Genomic DNA, 15,093 nt, shown 5'->3' with positions numbered 1-15,093 from the left:
CGATCAATGCTGAGGCAGAAATGTTTGAGCTTGGCGCCGGCGTCGTGCTGATAGCCCCAAAGCCGCATTGATTGGGTGGAGGCTATCAAAATGCCCGGCACCACATGGCGAAAAGGCGACATGCCGGAGGATGGATCCGTAATCTTTGTCCGCGTCGTGCGCCCCTATCGGTTCAAAATCTACAAATCGAATAGCGAGGAATTTCGACACGGCAAGAAGGGTCGATGGCAGCAAATGAATGAGTTTGGTGGTTGGGATAATTGCGAGCCACCTACCGGCTTCGAATGGTCGATTGAGCTCCGCGATTCAGCGCTCCCCTTTTTGAGTTATGCGGAGAGCCTCCCCAAATCTGGTCGTTGACTCTCTGCCCTAATGAGAACATTTGTAGAACAGTTTACTCAGAAGGCATTGAGCATGAGCGACGAGGTTGGCGCTACCAAGAGAGCGGAAAGCAGCCTGGCCGAGCATCTGTGCGAACCTCCCTGCTGCATGAAGTGGGGCGGCTTCGGCTATGCCCACGGACGGTCGGCGCCAAACTGGTATTGCTTCGAACACAAGATCGAATGGCCACCGGCCAAGCGATCCTGACCCCCGGCGCTAGGTGGGCGCCAATCTCAGACATGCGGCACAACTCGCCCCGATCGACGATCGGGCACTGAAGAATGCTATCTGGAGTTCAGCAAGTGACGGACCACGCCAAGCTATCCTCATTCGTCGCCATCCATCTGGCGGTGATAGACCAATCGACCAAACGCCGCTTCGCAGGAACAGGCGTTTCGCGCCGCCGCGAACAAGACAGCGCCCGCTCAATTGCTGAGGAACTCGTCAGGCATATCCGCATCAACCACCATATCGAGCGCGCCGGGACTGCGGTCGACGATGCCGAAGTTGTCGCGCTCGTCGAGGCCGAGCTTTGGAAGCTGCCCGAGGCAGTGGCGAAAGACCTCGTCGCCATTGACGCCAACAGGAAAGAGTTCGCCCGTACAGCCATCGTCAATGCGCTGGTCGAAGCATTGACCCGGAGCTACGAATTCACGTTCCTTCAACCCGAGTATCGGGGCATGGGGCCGTCGATCTACAAGGCGCCCAATGTTGGCCCACGTCGATAGCGCCTGCAAGGCTTGTCTGGGGGAGGAACAATCCTCTGAGAGACGCGTTTTTTGCGGACATGCCACGTGCTGTCGAACTCTCGAGCCCCTCCCGCAGGGGCCCATTTTTTTCTCGAAGATCGGCCAGCTCGCGCCGCTCTTTGAACGACGGATGACGGAGCTTCCCGTCGCTGCTCCATGACGGGTCCCCCTTTAACCGTTTGCAGAACGACACCTTTCTAGCAGCATGGTGGCAACACGTTCCCGACGAGGTGTGCCAGCGTGGTTTTGTCGAGAGCCGCGTAAAGGAGAAATTAGGGCTGCCCTGCTCGATGCGGCAAATATGATCCGGACGTTGCGGATTATCCTGGATGGGAAGGAATGAAGCTTCCCATGTTTGAACAAGAGTCCCCTCCGCCTGAGCTAGTTCGAAAAGGCTAAGGGCAAATCGCTCCGTTTTGAAGTAACTTTAGCAGCTTCTAAAATTGGAGAGGATCCCGCAATGCCGAACTATATCGCATGCGCCCTAGCTATCCTCACATACTTTTCGTGCACCGCCTCCTATGCTCAGACGACCTTCCAGGTCCCAGGACACCCATTTCGCTCGACTGTGAATTGTGTTCGCGAGGCGCCAATTGGCAAGTTCGACCGAAAGTGCGACATTCCACTAACCGGCTGGCGCTGCGCCGAAGGTCTGTGGCTGCCGATTGTCCAGAGCGGCCTCTAGGTCGCTAGAGGTCCCAGGGCGCACGCCCCTGCCCCAAGCAAAGCAGCGCTCCGGGATCACCTCGATCGGCACGGCCTGGCGCGACGGTTCGGCACAACTCTGTCGATCGTGGCACCTGGTCGACGCATGCGTTGTAAGCAGTTGCAGCAACAACAACGGTAACGTGATCCGGGTGCAAAACACCGACGGTGATTGTCGACCGCAGCGATGGAACATTGTTGTCGCACCCGAGTTATAAGAGCACCCCAACGTATCAGCTCCAAGGCCCCTCTTCCCCGGGTCTATTTTTTGAGCTCGAAGACATCCACGTTCTCGGCCAGCTCGCGCAGGCCTTCGAACGATGGATGCCGTAACTTCCCTTCGCTGGTGATCTCGGTATAGGTGATCTCGGCGACAAATGCCGGCTCACAGAAAACCGCGTTCTTGCGCTTGAGCGCGACCGGCGGCATGTCCGACAATTGCTTGCGAAGGTCGCGGGCCATTTTGTCCGTAAAGCCTGTTCCGACCCCGCATACATAGACCAGCTCGTTGCCTCGCCTCGCCGTAAGCAGCAACCGCGAAATCGCGCCGGCCACCTTCGTCGATGGCTCACATCCGACGACTACAAAGCCGTCGCTCTGGATGCACTTCAGCTTTACCCAATCGCCGCAGGCACCTTGGTCGAGAACCGTGGGCGGGTACTTTAGCCAGAGCCATAAGGCACGCACGCCGAACAGATTCACGATACATTAGCAATCGGAACAATGCCCTACCGCACGCGTTTTTAAATGCATAAGCGTTGGTGTATTGTGGAGGCAACCCAACGTGGGCTCCGGACGGTCTGGCTACTCTCCAACCCAAAGACCGTCTGGATCTCCCTCCACGTGTAATCCCCCAGCAACGGCGCATACTCTATGCGGGGCAAACGTCGGCCCTGTTCTCCCCTGGGCTGGCTGGGATTAGGGCTATGGGTAAAGCGGTTGGATCTCGCACAGGGATTGTAACGCCTGACGACTTCAAGCAGATCGAATGTGTCTTCCGGGAAATGGTTCAGGAAAGGCACCTCGCCTTTGATAGCGATGAAGCCGTTACGCTCGCGGCGCACCTGATCAGCCTTTTTCAAAGCGGCATCCACGACCACGATGCGCTCAAACAAATGGCTGGTTAATTGGGAGGGTGGCTGCCTGACCCGGCGGGACAACTGGAAAAGAGCGGCCTTCTTTTAGGGCTCTGGGGGAAGACCGCTAGCAATCTCAGCAACGACTAAATATCGAACTAAATCTGATGATTGGCGAGAACAATTCGCATTTAAGGAAAGGAGCGGCTAAGGAGTCGTCTCGTTTCCGCTGTCGTCCCCGCGGCGCCTTTTATAAGCGCCGCTTCTCTGTGGGCTCTGAGCCGGATTCCCCGCTACCAGCAGCAGTTCGACGCACGCAAATCTCAACTTTTGCTCACTTGGAGCCAATTAAAGATTTCGCTATCTTTCTCTCTTCGGTGAAGGCGGTAGCTCAAGAAGGGAGGTCTAAATGGCTATTCACTTTGACCAGTCAGGTTTTGAACTCGCACCCGAACAGCTCGATACACTTCAAAGGATATTCGATCGCATTTGCTTCGAAACGAGGATCCCGCGCCAAGACATCCGCGCTGGCCGCCTCGCAAAATTCCTGATGGATGAATTTAGGTTCGGCAATACGGATGAGTTGGCGTTAACAGAGTGCGGTCGCTGGTTCTGTAGGCGGGCGAGCCCAACACGTCGAATTCAGAGCGAACAGCAACCGACCAGTATGCTGCACTAGGCGATGTGTTGCTCAACACCGCAGATTGACGCGCTGCCCCACTCTGGGCCCTCGACTGGGATCACACTACGCCAAGCATACTCCGGTCGGCGTGGCCGCGCAACGGCCACGCCGTCATCGAGATGCCCCAGAGACAGCTGAAAATATTCCGCATCCGAGACCCGATCTGATATGCATGTGCTCGTTAATTCAGCGCCGGCGTCGGTCCCCAGACCTCGCGATCGAATCGGCACGTTCATGTCCGAGCTGCGAGCAGCAGGCGGCGTGACTTATCGAGACCAAACATGTCGCCATAGCGATCGAGCGCGACCATGACGGAGGTGAAGTTGCTTGCATTGACCGCCCTTTCGCGGCCGAGCGAATTTTCTGCACAGATATGGCGCCATTCGGATTTCCTTTTTACTGGGTGCTGGCCATTTTCCGACCGGGCTTGCACCGTGAACCACTCAAAACGGGGGACTCTCATGGATGCAGGACGGCGCCCTACCGAGGAGAAATGGTCGAACTGCATGAGCACGTTGATCGCCGTGGCTCTCATCGCCTCGGGCGCGCCCGCGCAGGCGGACACGACGGTGTGCTTGGGAAATGTGTGTACTGTCACTTCCAGGGACGGCACCAACCATGAAAGGTCTCTGAGCGATATCAATGAAGAAGCGAGAAAGGAATCGCTTGAGAACATTCGAGACATTGATTGTAGTGTGGCAGACGATGCCTCCACTTGCCTGAAAGCAAAACTCACGCTGCAGCGCCTTTTCTACTAAACGCATGCTCCTTGATGCCTTCCCGCCGCTAGACGAGTGCGAGGCCCGCCGCATTGATGCGCCGGTTCATGTTGCTCCTCTCAGCGCGATACGCGTTGAGATGTGCTCTAAGGCATGCGGATGACGTTTTAGCCCCGTTGGGAATGAACCAACAACGCTTGACAAAGCACGGCATTGGCCGTTCAACTCGGTTCATTCACCAGGGGAGTCCCGACAAGGGGCTGAGATATTGCTGGGCGGATCGGCTCCTTCGACCGCAGCGCAATGACCCGTTGAACCTGATCCAGTTCATGCTGGCGGAGGGACGGTGGGAACGACGGCAGTTGCAACAGCTCCTTTGCGATCGCGTGGACGTGTCTCTATCTTTCCAGCGCCAAGATCTGGGTCTCCAAACGTCAAGGTTGGAGCCGACCAATGGTCTTTTCAGATGTCGTACACGAGCCAAACCGCGGACATAGACGGCAACATCGGCGCCCGTTAGCGGTGCGGCGCATGGATGAATGGCCCTACAGCTCCGGCCAGGTAACAGCTCGAACGGCTGCCAAATGAGGCAGGTGCTGATCAGCGGAGCAGGTGTCGTCGGCCTTGTCACCGCATACGAACTGGCGCGACGCGGCATTGAGGTCGACGTCTTCGAACGTTCAAAACGGATTGGCGCCGGCGCATCCTGGTTTGCCGGCGGCATGCTGGCGCCCTGGTGTGAGCGCGAAAGTGCCGACGAGAAAGTCGAACGCGTCGGCGCGACAGCCATCGAGTGGTGGAAGACGGCGCTGCCCGACAAGGTCGTGCAAGAGGGGACACTTATCGTCGCCGCCGCGCGCGATACACGCGAGCTCGATCGCTTCGCGGCGCGAACCATAGGGCACAGATGGCTTGATGCAGACCAGATAGCCGAACTGGAACCCGATCTCGCCGGCCGTTTTTCTCGTGCACTCCACTTCCCGAGGGAAGCGCATCTCGATCCGAGAGAGGCGCTGTCTTCACTCCATGACACATTAATGGCCATGGGGGTGCGTTTTCATTTCGGCCAGGCGACCGATGCCACCGTCGATCGCCGTGTCGATTCGCATATTGACTGCACAGGCCCTGCCAGGCTCCCGGATGACGCGGCACTGCGGGGCGTGCGTGGCGAGATGCTCTATCTGCGCACCGGCGACATTCAACTGTCGCGTCCAGTGCGCTTCTTGCATCCTCGACACCCCATCTATGTCGTTCCACGCCGCCAGGGCGTCTTCATGGTCGGGGCAACAATGATAGAGAGCGAATTGTCCGGTCCTATCACTGCACGGTCGCTGATGGAGCTCTTAAACGCAGCCTACGCCCTGCACCCGGCCTTCGGCGAAGCGCAGATCACCGAAACCGGAACTGGCATTCGCCCCGCCTACCCCGACAATCTGCCAAGGATCACGAAAAGCGGTTCGATCTATTCCGTGAACGGTATGTATCGGCATGGTTTCCTGCTCTCGCCGGCTCTTGCGCACGACGTTGCCGAACTTCTGCTCAACCCGGACCACAGATCGGAGTTCTATGATGAACCTTAACGTCAATGGCGAAGAGCACGAGGTCGCCTGCTCGACGCTCGCCGAACTGATGGCTGCACTCGACTATGAAGGAAGCTGGCTGGCGACCGCTGTCAACGGCGAACTCGTTCACGCGGCCGACCGCGATCGATGGCGCTTACGCGATCATGATCGCATCGAAATTCTCTCGCCGATGAAAGGTGGCTGACCATGCTGCAAGTCTACGACACGGAAATCACCTCCCGACTGCTCCTGGGCACAGCGGGCTATCCATCTCCAGCCGTGCTTTCGGACGCCGTGCGGGCTTCAGGGACACAAATCATCACGGTCTCGTTGAGGAGAGAGACGGCCGGCGGCAAAGCCGGAGGTGCGTTTTTCGAACTGATCCGCGAGCTCGGGACGAAAATACTGCCGAACACCGCCGGCTGCCACACCACCAAGGAGGCGGTGCTCACTGCTAAGATGGCGCGCGAGGTTTTCGAGACGAACTGGATCAAGCTCGAAGTGATCGGCAATCACGACACATTGCAGCCGGATGTGTTCGCGCTGGTCGAAGCCGCACAGATCCTTTCAAACGAAGGCTTCGAGATCTTTCCCTATACGACCGACGATCTGGTCGTTGCCGAGCGCCTGCTGGAGGCTGGCTGCCGCGTGTTGATGCCCTGGTGTGCTCCGATCGGCAGTGCCATGGGGCCACAAAACCTGTCCGCCTTGAGGTCGATGCGCGCACACTTCCCGGACGTGCCTCTGATTGTCGATGCGGGCATCGGCCGCCCTTCGCATGCAACGACGGTGATGGAGCTCGGTTTCGATGCCGTGCTCCTGAATACGGCGGTGGCCGGTGCCGGAAATCCGGCCTTGATGGCATCGGGTTTTGCCAAGGCGATCGAGGCCGGTCGGCTGGCTTTTGAAGCCGGCATGCTCGAACCGAGAGACATGGCAGTCCCCTCCACCCCGGTGATCGGAAAGGCGGTCTTCTCATGAAGCTCGATCCCTTCTACCTCATTGTCGACAGCGCGAATTGGGTCGAACGCCTCGTTCCAATTGGAGTGAGGCTGGTCCAGCTTCGCATCAAGGAAAGACCCGATAGCGAAGTCCGTAGCGATATCCGCATCGCCAGAACCATATGCGAGAGACACGGTTGCCAACTTGTCGTCAACGACCATTGGCGCATGGCGATCGACGAAGGCTGCGATTTCGTTCATCTCGGCCAGGAAGATCTGGCGCAAGCTGACGTGGCCGCGATCCGTGGGGCCGGCCTTAAGCTCGGCGTCAGCACACATGACGAGGCCGAACTCGATATGGCGCTGTCAGTCGCGCCCGACTATGTCGCGTTGGGTCCGGTCTATCCGACCGTTCTCAAAAAGATGAAGTGGGAGCCGCAGGGACTTGCTCGCCTCGCCACATGGAAGAAGAAAATCGGACCGACCCCACTGGTTGCGATCGGTGGACTGAACCTTGAACGCATTGATGGCGTCCTCACCCATGGCGCGGATTGTGCCGCGGTCGTGACCGACATTACACGTAGCCAGGATCCCGAGGACAGAACTAGGCGATGGATCGCTGCAACCTCACGATGGCGCATTGCGCCAGCGTGAACGAGATCTTCGTTTCCCAGCCGGCGACCACGGCCGAGCACCGTCCCCAGATGAGCCTCACCCTCAGAAAAGCCGCCACAACGGAAAATCGACCGAATATAGATGCCTAGAAGAGTGCCGCGAGGCTAACGTGTGACGGCGTAGTCACCGACGATCCTTGTTTCGCAAGCATCGTCAAGGTATATAGAAACCTGAAGGTGCTGTGGTCGAGGAAGATGTCTATTGTTGCAGTAAAGGTTTTGTCGACTGTCAACGCCCCTTATGGGACGAAGCTTTCGGCTGAGCAATTGGCATCCAAGATTTCCGATCCTGCCAGCGCAGTCAATTTCGATGCGTCGGCGTTCTCCTTTTTTTCCGAGGTAGACGAGAACCTTCAGATCTCGTTTCTTGGCGAAATCCACGTTGATCCGGCGATCGCTTCCGACTTAGCACGGACGTTCTCGGCACTTGCCGGTTACCCGCTTCCTTTGGCGCGGGCGGCATAGTTGGTCGAACACCCAGCCAGCAGATGGGGGGACCTTTTTGATCACGCTGGCTGCATTATCGATCAGGCAAGCTCCCAACTTACATTGATCGACAATTGGACTTTTTGAGCGGTACCGCCCTGATGCTCCAGATCGATCACTCGCGAGAGCTTTGATGTCGACATCTTCATCGATCCGCAGCTTCTGAACCCGAAGACACAGGGCTACGCGCTCGACATCAACCCTGACGGCTATCAGTCCGATGGATCAAGAACATTGAAGATCGTCTTCGAGAATGTTGGCGAAATCGACTTTATCTGCGCGCCCAGCCTGACTGATAACCTCACGGTGAAAGCGGAGGTGCGCGGTCGCGACGTCCTGCTTGAGACCCCTGGCGAAATCATCGCAAAGAAAATATTTTACCGCAGGGCCACGATGCAGCCCCGCGACATGTTCGACATCGCCTGCGTCGTGAAGGATCACGGTGTCGAGTATCTCAATGAGCCCTTACGCCCTTCGGAGACAAATGCGAGAAGGCTCTAAAAGTCGCTCGCCAGATGAACCCGCAGTTCGCGGAGACCATCATGACAATACTTTTGTACCGTGAAGGCTTTTTTGAGATTCCACGCCTGGCACAGGCAATGACGATCAAACTCCTGGAAGCCATCTGCGCCCATTCGACCGGCGCAAAAGTCTAGCATGAGCCCATCCAAGTCGCAGACCGCCACTTTGGGCGCTACTAAGGCTCCCGGACTGAAGCGCCATTTGCTCGCAACAACGCCATCAACACTGGTCCGAGCGAAAACTCCCCTCGCCGCGCCTTTGCCGTCAGATAGCACAGACAACCGCCGGCCGAGTTGATGTAGCCTGCCTTCTCGAGAATGCAGGTCATCGTTGCGGCGACGCTTTCCGGTCCGATCGCTTCACAAGCATGCTGATAGAAAAGACAAGTCCAAAGTCGCTTCCGATGCAGGCTTAACAGTACTGAGCCTGATGCCTTGCCGGCTGGGCATCTCTGCGAAACTGGCTCCGTGCGCGCGATGTGCGCGCGATGTGCCCACGCTGGTCATGCTGCACGCCCGGAAAAGGATGAGCGTACCAGGCGGCGGCCGCTATCGCGGCCAGAGCCCGTTCGCGCGCGGCTTGACCGGTTAAAAGGGTCGCCGCAGGAGGTTTCAGCGCAAGCGCCGGCCGCAGGCCGGGAACCGGGACCGACTACCCCCGGCAAGCCGCTCCGCACTCCCGAGGCATTTCACGCTTCGCGACCATGCGCCCACGCCCTGGCAGCCAAAACCGAGGGGCAACAATCTCGCCAAATCGCGCAGATTTGGCTGGGATTTCCACCGGCCTCGGTGAACAGAACACGGCACGTCATGGTTAAGTGGAATACGCGTTCTATTGTCATATTTTCGTTGCATATTCATTTCATTTCGCTTTTACTAATTTTTGGTTTCGCAGCGAAGGTTGCGTAAGCTTCGATCGAGGAGGATCGATTTTGCCGGGCGTGCCAAATGCCCTGGCTTTTGAGAAATGGGAGGAATCATGTTCAGACATTTGAACTGGACCGTCGTGGTCGCGTCCGCATTTTCAGTCGGCCTTGCTTCAAACGCATTGGCCGCTACCGAGCTTTCCTGGTGGCACGCCATGACCGGCGCCAACAACGAAGTTGTCGACAAGCTGGCAAAGGAATTCAACGACAGCCAGACCGCCTACAAAGTCGTGCCTGTCTTCAAAGGAACCTACCCGGAAACGTTGAACGCCGGCATTGCCGCGTTCCGCTCCAAGCAGGCGCCCGCCATCCTGCAGGTCTTCGATGCAGGCAGCGGTGTGATGCTGGGTGCGGAAGGCGCGATCCTGCCGGTGGCAGAGGTGCTCCAGAAGGGCGGTTACGAATTCAACAAGGATCAATACCTGCCGGGCATCGTCGCTTATTATTCGAAGGCGGACGGTACGATGCTGTCCTTCCCTTATAATTCGTCGTCGCCGATCCTGTATTACAACAAGGACGCGTTTACGAAGGCCGGCCTCGATGCGGAGAACCCGCCGAAGACCTGGCCGGAGGTGTTCGACGCGGCCAAGAAGATCAAGGCGAGCGGCGCTTCGGCCTGCGGCTTCACCTCCACCTGGCTCACCTGGATCCAGACCGAAAACTTCGCAGCCTGGAACAACGTGCCTTACGGAACGAACGAGAACGGCCTTGCCGGCCCCGACGTCGAACTGAAGGTCGACGCACCGCTGTTCGTCAAGCATTTCCAGGCGATAGCCGATCTCGCAAAGGACGGTACGTTCCGTTATGGCGGCCGCACCTCGGAGGCAAAGCAGCTCTTCACATCAGGTGAATGCGCCATTCTGACAGAATCATCAGGTGGTCTCGGCGACATCATCAAGTCAGGGATTAAATACGGTATCGGCCAGTTGCCCTATTACGAGGGCAGCGGTCCGCAGAATACGATCCCGGGCGGAGCAAGCCTCTGGGTATTCGGCGGAAAATCCGACGATGAATACAAGGGCATCGCCGAGTTCTTTAATTTCCTGTCGAAGACCGAAATCCAGGCACGCCTGCATCAGGTCTCGGGCTATCTGCCTGTTACCCTCGCCGCCTATGAGGAAACCAAGAAGTCGGGATTCTATGAAAAGAACCCCGGCCGTGAAACGCCTATCCTGCAGATGATGGGCAAGGCGCCAACGGAAAACTCCAAGGGTGTGCGGCTCGTCAATCTTCCGCAGGTGAGAGACATCCTCAACGAAGAGTTCGAGGCGATGCTCGCCGGGCAGAAGGATGCGCAAGCGGCCCTGACCGAAGGCACCAAGAAGGCGAACGCCGCAATCGCGGCAGCCATCGGAAACTAACGATGCAATAGCAGGACTGCCCCGGGCGTGAACCGGGGCAGTCCATCTCCTCGCGCAAAGAAGGGGGTCGCTTTGCAGCCTGTCGTCTTTCCCAATAAGATACTGCCTTATCTCCTACTCGCGCCGCAGATCGTGCTCACGGTCATCTTCTTCTTTTGGCCTGCGAGCCAGGCGCTCTATCAATCCGTGCTTCGCGAGGATCCGTTCGGGCTCAAGTCCGGCTTCGTCGGTCTTGCCAATTTTCGCGCCGTTCTGGCAAACCCGGACTACCTACACTCGCTGAAGGTCACGGTGGTCTTCAGCCTGGCGACGGCGTTGCTCTCGATGGCTCTCGCTCTGTTGTTGGCAACGGCGGCAGACCGGGTCGTTCGCGGCCGAAACATCTACCGCACGCTGCTGATCTGGCCCTATGCCGTTGCACCTGCAGTGGCCGGCATGCTGTGGCTCTTCATGTTCAATCCGGCGATGGGGACATTTGCCTATATCTTACGGCGCAACGGCTTTGCATGGGATCCGCTTCTGAATGGCGACCAGGCCATGGCGTTGGTGATCGTCGCGGCTGCGTGGAAGCAGATCAGCTACAATTTCCTCTTCTTCGTCGCCGGACTACAGGCGATCCCGAAATCGCTGATCGAGGCTGCATCGATTGATGGCGCACGCGGAGCGCGGCGTTTCTGGACGATCGTCTTCCCGCTTTTGGCACCGACCACCTTCTTCCTTCTGGTGGTCAACACCGTCTACGCCTTCTTCGACACGTTCGGCATCATCCATGCGGTCACCGGCGGCGGACCGGCGAAGGCGACGGAAACGCTCGTCTACAAGGTCTACAATGATGGCTTCGTCAATCTCGACCTCGGCAGTTCCGCCGCGCAATCGGTCATTCTCATGGTCATCGTCGTCGCACTGACGGCGTTCCAATTCCGCTTCGTCGAGAAGCGGGTTCACTACTCATGAGGCGCGCCGATGATTGAAAAACGTCCCATCGCCAATTTCATCGGTCATCTCGTGCTGATCATCGGCGTCATTATCGTCGCCTTTCCGATCTACTACACCTTCGTCGCCTCCAGCCGTACGTCGGTTGAGATCATCCGCCCGCCGATGTCCTTGACCCTCGGCGATCAACTGAGCGAGAACTATACGGAGGCGATGTCTGGCGGCGTCGAGCGCGTGGTCGGCGTCAGCCTTGAACGGCTTTTGTTCAATTCGACAGTCGTTGCGATTGCCATCGCCGTCGGCAAGATCGTCATCTCGTTCCTCTCGGCCTTCGCCATCGTCTTCTTTCGCTTTCCACTGAAGATGGTCTTCTTCTGGATGATCTTCATTACGCTGATGCTACCGGTCGAGGTGCGCATCCTGCCCACCTACAAGGTGATCGTCGACCTCGGACTGATCGATACCTATGCTGGCCTGACGCTGCCTTTGATGGCTTCGGCAACGGCGACCTTCCTTTTCCGGCAGTTCTTTCTGACGATCCCGGGCGAGCTGGTGGAAGCGGCGCGCATCGACAATGCCGGCCCCTTTCGCTTCATGCGTGACATCCTGCTTCCGCTTTCGAAAACCAACATCGCCGCGCTGTTCGTCATCCTCTTCATCTATGGCTGGACCCAGTATCTCTGGCCGTTGCTGGTGACGAACGACGCGAAGATGAACACCATCATCATCGGCCTGCGTCGCATGGTCGATTTCACCGACGCCTCGACGCCCTGGAACTATGTGATGGTAACCGCGATCCTCGCGATCATCCCGCCGATCCTCGTCGTCGTGCTGATGCAGCGCTGGTTCGTCAAAGGTCTTGTGGAGACTGAGAAGTAATGGCTCAAATTACCCTGAACAACGTCCGCAAGGTCTATGGCGGCAATATCGAGGCGATCAAGGGAGTCTCGCTGCAGATCGATGATGGCGAACTCGTCGTTCTCGTCGGCCCATCCGGATGTGGAAAGTCCACGCTTCTGCGCATGATTGCGGGTCTCGAAAGCATCAGCTCCGGCGAGATCGTCATCGGCAACAGAACAGTCAATGATCTGGAACCCGCTGAGCGGGACATTGCGATGGTGTTTCAGAACTACGCGCTCTACCCGCATATGACCGTGCATCAGAACCTTGCCTACGGGCTGAAGAACCGCAACACGCCGAAGGACGAGATCGAGCGTCGTATCGCGATTGCCGCCAAGACCCTGGAGATCGAGCAGTATCTCCACCGCAAACCACGCCAGTTGTCCGGTGGCCAGCGGCAGCGCGTGGCCATGGGGCGGGCGATCGTGCGTGAACCGGCCGCGTTCTTGTTCGACGAGCCACTGTCCAATCTCGACGCCAAGTTGAGAGGGCAGATGCGGATCGAAATCAAGCGCTTGCAGCGGTCTCTTGGCACGACCAGCGTTTACGTCACGCATGACCAGATGGAGGCGATGACGCTTGCCGACAAGCTGGTCGTGGTCAATGGCGGACAGATCGAGCAGGTCGGATCACCGATCGAACTCTACGAAAAACCGGCAACGACTTTTGTCGCAACGTTCATCGGTTCACCGTCGATGAACCTGCTCAAACATGCTGAAACTCTTGAGGGCTGGTCGATCTCGCCCAATGTGCCCAAACCAGCCGGCGCATTTACGATCGGCATCCGACCGGAAGACCTCGTTGTCAGTGAACCCACCGCTCCGGACTTTGATTTCACCGCCAAGGTCCGCATCGACAGCATCGAACTCGTTGGAGCGGAGAGTTATGTGCATGGCAAATTCGCCAATGGCCAGGATCTTGTGTTCCGAGTCCCAGGGCGATCGGTGAGGCAGATCGACGATCATGTGACCGTCGGCGCGCTGGCCAAGGACCTGCATGTGTTTGACGATAGGGGCAAGCGCGTGTCCTAAAAACACGTGCTTTGCGGCTTCCCAACCTCGCCAAAATCAATGAGCCTTGCCTCGGCGGCGGAATGGAGCGATCGTTCCGCGTGTCTTGTATCGCAGGCGATGATTTTCTAGATCAATAAGTACGGATATTCGGCTGATATTATTAGTTATTCCATAATGCCAAATGAGCTTTCTGTCTATACATTAGGTGTTTCGAGGTCGGTGCGGCGCACGCTTTCCACGAGATCAATGAGTGCATCGGTCCGGCCCATTACCCACGTCAAGCCCTCTTCGGCAATTTGATATCTGCCGGGAATATCTCGCTTTTACATAGGCTTCCTTGACGATATTAAACCAAGAAGCGAATGCTGCTGATCGTGTAGCCTGATCTCAGCCAGTCCGCGATGCTGCTCTTTGGCACGACCACGCAGGCATTTCAGATTGTGGGATGCCGGACTGTAGCGGCATCACGATGCGCGATGGGCCTCTCGATCGTCGCCTCCGACGGCCAGCGACCGAAAACAAAATGTAACTTCGGTGTCCAAGGACCATGTCGAACGGTCGAGAGTGACCCAGTCTTTGCGCCTGCGCAATGAGAATCGTCGGCGCAGGCGGCATGATGGGGACAGTAGATTGGAGATCGTCATATCCGAACAGGTAGTCGAGCATGAGACTTCAACGTGCTGGATGGCACCCAGGGAGTTCGAACGCTTGCGGCCGAGGCGACGACCGCCACCAGGATGGTGTGGCATTCTTAAGGTGATAGGAGGTGGAGTTGAACGCAACGTCGCGCCCGCTTGGCGCTGCAGATATCATGCGCCTGGAAACGCTCCACCGCGAACTGCTCACGATTTGCCTTCGGCTCGAGGAGGTTGCCGCGGACATCGAGATGAGCGCGAGCGAACCAGTTCGTGAGCTTGCGCAGTCAATCCCAGCAATTTTGAAGGAGGTTCATGACCTCGAAGAGCATACTCTCTTTCCCGATTTCGATCGCAACGCGGGTTCGCTCTTCGCCGCCAAGGCCATCGAAAGGCTGAAGGCTGATCATCGCTGCGACCGGCTGGCGGCAGAGGAACTCTCACTCCTCTTTTGCGCACTGGCCGATGGCCGGTCTGATCTCGGGCCAGACACCATTGCCCGTCTACTGCACGGCTTCCAGGAAGCGCTCCGCCGGCATATTCACGCCGAGAGCCTTGTAATGGAGGCGCTGTTAGCGGCCAAGGCCGAAGCTCGCGAGATTTTTCAGTAACGCGCGCGTCGCGACGCTTGTCGCCGACATGGCCAAGCATGATCGGAAATCCTCGAGACACCTTGGGCGGGCTTCCAGCTTATGCCCGCGATCCGTTTTGGTCATTCGCCAAACAGCACCTTGGTGTATTTCTTGGAGACGGCCCCGCTGCGCTGTCCGTTCGCTCCATAGTACCGATCTTCACGGCACAGCCGCTCCTTCACGTCGCAGAAAATCCC

18 protein-coding genes, 1 pseudogene and 1 riboswitch are annotated in these 15,093 nt (G+C 57.6%); of the genes and pseudogenes, 16 read left to right on the top strand and 3 right to left on the bottom strand.

Annotated features, from left to right (window positions below; all coding sequences use genetic code 11):
- Positions 1 to 414: 414 nt before the first annotated feature.
- Together ASD00_RS41045 and ASD00_RS28755 are read left to right on the top strand one after the other, a co-directional pair.
- On the top strand, positions 415 to 588 hold the full coding sequence (locus tag ASD00_RS41045) for a hypothetical protein (protein WP_164474929.1): 174 nt from the start codon (positions 415 to 417) through the stop codon (positions 586 to 588).
- A gap of 95 nt (positions 589 to 683) precedes the next feature.
- Positions 684 to 1,109, top strand: a complete 426-nt coding sequence (locus ASD00_RS28755; RefSeq protein WP_057210645.1) for a hypothetical protein — start codon at positions 684 to 686, stop codon at positions 1,107 to 1,109.
- A gap of 987 nt (positions 1,110 to 2,096) precedes the next feature.
- Here ASD00_RS28755 and ASD00_RS28750 read toward each other — a convergent pair.
- Positions 2,097 to 2,537 carry a hypothetical protein gene (locus tag ASD00_RS28750; RefSeq protein ID WP_057210643.1) on the bottom strand — a complete coding sequence of 147 codons (441 nt, stop codon included), beginning with the start codon at positions 2,535 to 2,537 and terminating at the stop codon, positions 2,097 to 2,099.
- A gap of 224 nt (positions 2,538 to 2,761) precedes the next feature.
- Here ASD00_RS28750 and ASD00_RS28745 point away from each other — a divergent pair, with 224 nt between their 5' ends.
- Both ASD00_RS28745 and ASD00_RS28740 read left to right on the top strand, forming a co-directional pair.
- Complete coding sequence (locus tag ASD00_RS28745; RefSeq protein WP_057210642.1) at positions 2,762 to 2,962, top strand: hypothetical protein; 201 nt, start codon at positions 2,762 to 2,764, stop codon at positions 2,960 to 2,962.
- A 358-nt stretch (positions 2,963 to 3,320) separates the two neighbouring features.
- On the top strand, positions 3,321 to 3,590 hold the full coding sequence (locus tag ASD00_RS28740) for a hypothetical protein (RefSeq protein WP_025428903.1): 270 nt from the start codon (positions 3,321 to 3,323) through the stop codon (positions 3,588 to 3,590).
- Between the two features lie 235 nt (positions 3,591 to 3,825).
- Here the strand turns inward: ASD00_RS28740 and ASD00_RS28735 are convergent, their stop codons facing one another.
- A complete protein-coding gene (locus tag ASD00_RS28735; RefSeq protein WP_057210640.1) occupies positions 3,826 to 4,101 on the bottom strand; it encodes a hypothetical protein in 276 nt (91 codons plus the stop codon).
- Here ASD00_RS28735 and ASD00_RS28730 point away from each other — a divergent pair.
- The 7 genes from ASD00_RS28730 (at position 4,100) to ASD00_RS42095 (ending at position 8,476) form a co-directional block, all read left to right on the top strand.
- A complete protein-coding gene (locus tag ASD00_RS28730; protein ID WP_057210638.1) occupies positions 4,100 to 4,351 on the top strand; it encodes a hypothetical protein in 252 nt (83 codons plus the stop codon). The two genes, ASD00_RS28735 and ASD00_RS28730, sit on opposite strands and share 2 nt — an antisense overlap.
- A 191-nt stretch (positions 4,352 to 4,542) precedes the next feature.
- Positions 4,543 to 4,674: riboswitch (TPP riboswitch) on the top strand.
- Between the two features lie 222 nt (positions 4,675 to 4,896).
- Positions 4,897 to 5,892, top strand: a complete 996-nt coding sequence (gene thiO, locus ASD00_RS28725) for a glycine oxidase ThiO (RefSeq protein WP_057210636.1) — start codon at positions 4,897 to 4,899, stop codon at positions 5,890 to 5,892.
- On the top strand, positions 5,882 to 6,079 hold the full coding sequence (gene thiS / locus ASD00_RS28720; protein ID WP_057210634.1) for a sulfur carrier protein ThiS: 198 nt from the start codon (positions 5,882 to 5,884) through the stop codon (positions 6,077 to 6,079). The genes thiO and thiS overlap by 11 nt, the downstream gene beginning before the upstream one ends.
- A gap of 2 nt (positions 6,080 to 6,081) precedes the next feature.
- The gene (locus tag ASD00_RS28715; protein ID WP_057210632.1) at positions 6,082 to 6,855 is read left to right on the top strand and encodes a thiazole synthase; all 774 of its coding nucleotides are present in this window, start codon (positions 6,082 to 6,084) and stop codon (positions 6,853 to 6,855) included.
- Positions 6,852 to 7,469 (top strand): thiamine phosphate synthase, encoded by a 618-nt coding sequence (locus tag ASD00_RS28710; protein ID WP_057210631.1) that lies wholly within the window; start codon positions 6,852 to 6,854, stop codon positions 7,467 to 7,469. Before ASD00_RS28715 ends, ASD00_RS28710 begins: the two co-directional genes overlap by 4 nt.
- Positions 7,470 to 7,684: 215 nt before the next feature.
- On the top strand, positions 7,685 to 7,954 hold the full coding sequence (locus ASD00_RS28705; protein ID WP_057210629.1) for a hypothetical protein: 270 nt from the start codon (positions 7,685 to 7,687) through the stop codon (positions 7,952 to 7,954).
- Between the two features lie 255 nt (positions 7,955 to 8,209).
- On the top strand, positions 8,210 to 8,476 hold the full coding sequence (locus ASD00_RS42095) for a hypothetical protein (RefSeq protein WP_244496159.1): 267 nt from the start codon (positions 8,210 to 8,212) through the stop codon (positions 8,474 to 8,476).
- A gap of 196 nt (positions 8,477 to 8,672) precedes the next feature.
- Here the strand turns inward: ASD00_RS42095 and repC are convergent.
- Positions 8,673 to 8,873 (bottom strand): annotated as a pseudogene (gene repC, locus ASD00_RS39395) (replication initiation protein RepC); the annotation flags it as partial.
- Between the two features lie 599 nt (positions 8,874 to 9,472).
- Between repC and ugpB the strand changes: the two are divergent.
- The 5 genes from ugpB (at position 9,473) to ASD00_RS28675 (ending at position 14,875) form a co-directional block, all read left to right on the top strand.
- Positions 9,473 to 10,783 carry a sn-glycerol-3-phosphate ABC transporter substrate-binding protein UgpB gene (gene ugpB, locus ASD00_RS28695; RefSeq protein WP_225968548.1) on the top strand — a complete coding sequence of 437 codons (1,311 nt, stop codon included), beginning with the start codon at positions 9,473 to 9,475 and terminating at the stop codon, positions 10,781 to 10,783.
- A gap of 72 nt (positions 10,784 to 10,855) precedes the next feature.
- The gene (ugpA, locus tag ASD00_RS28690) at positions 10,856 to 11,737 is read left to right on the top strand and encodes a sn-glycerol-3-phosphate ABC transporter permease UgpA (protein ID WP_025428913.1); all 882 of its coding nucleotides are present in this window, start codon (positions 10,856 to 10,858) and stop codon (positions 11,735 to 11,737) included.
- 9 nt (positions 11,738 to 11,746) lie between these two features.
- Positions 11,747 to 12,595 carry a sn-glycerol-3-phosphate ABC transporter permease UgpE gene (ugpE, locus tag ASD00_RS28685; RefSeq protein ID WP_025428914.1) on the top strand — a complete coding sequence of 283 codons (849 nt, stop codon included), beginning with the start codon at positions 11,747 to 11,749 and terminating at the stop codon, positions 12,593 to 12,595.
- Positions 12,595 to 13,647, top strand: a complete 1,053-nt coding sequence (locus ASD00_RS28680) for a sn-glycerol-3-phosphate import ATP-binding protein UgpC (RefSeq protein ID WP_057210625.1) — start codon at positions 12,595 to 12,597, stop codon at positions 13,645 to 13,647. The genes ugpE and ASD00_RS28680 overlap by 1 nt, the downstream gene beginning before the upstream one ends.
- Before the next feature lie 793 nt (positions 13,648 to 14,440).
- The gene (locus ASD00_RS28675) at positions 14,441 to 14,875 is read left to right on the top strand and encodes a hemerythrin domain-containing protein (RefSeq protein WP_057210661.1); all 435 of its coding nucleotides are present in this window, start codon (positions 14,441 to 14,443) and stop codon (positions 14,873 to 14,875) included.
- Positions 14,876 to 15,093 lie beyond the last annotated feature (218 nt).

It is taken from the genome of Ensifer sp. Root31, assembly GCF_001424825.1.
GTDB classification, from domain to species: domain Bacteria; phylum Pseudomonadota; class Alphaproteobacteria; order Rhizobiales; family Rhizobiaceae; genus Ensifer; species Ensifer canadensis.
This window is presented reverse-complemented; position numbering and strand designations above follow the sequence as displayed.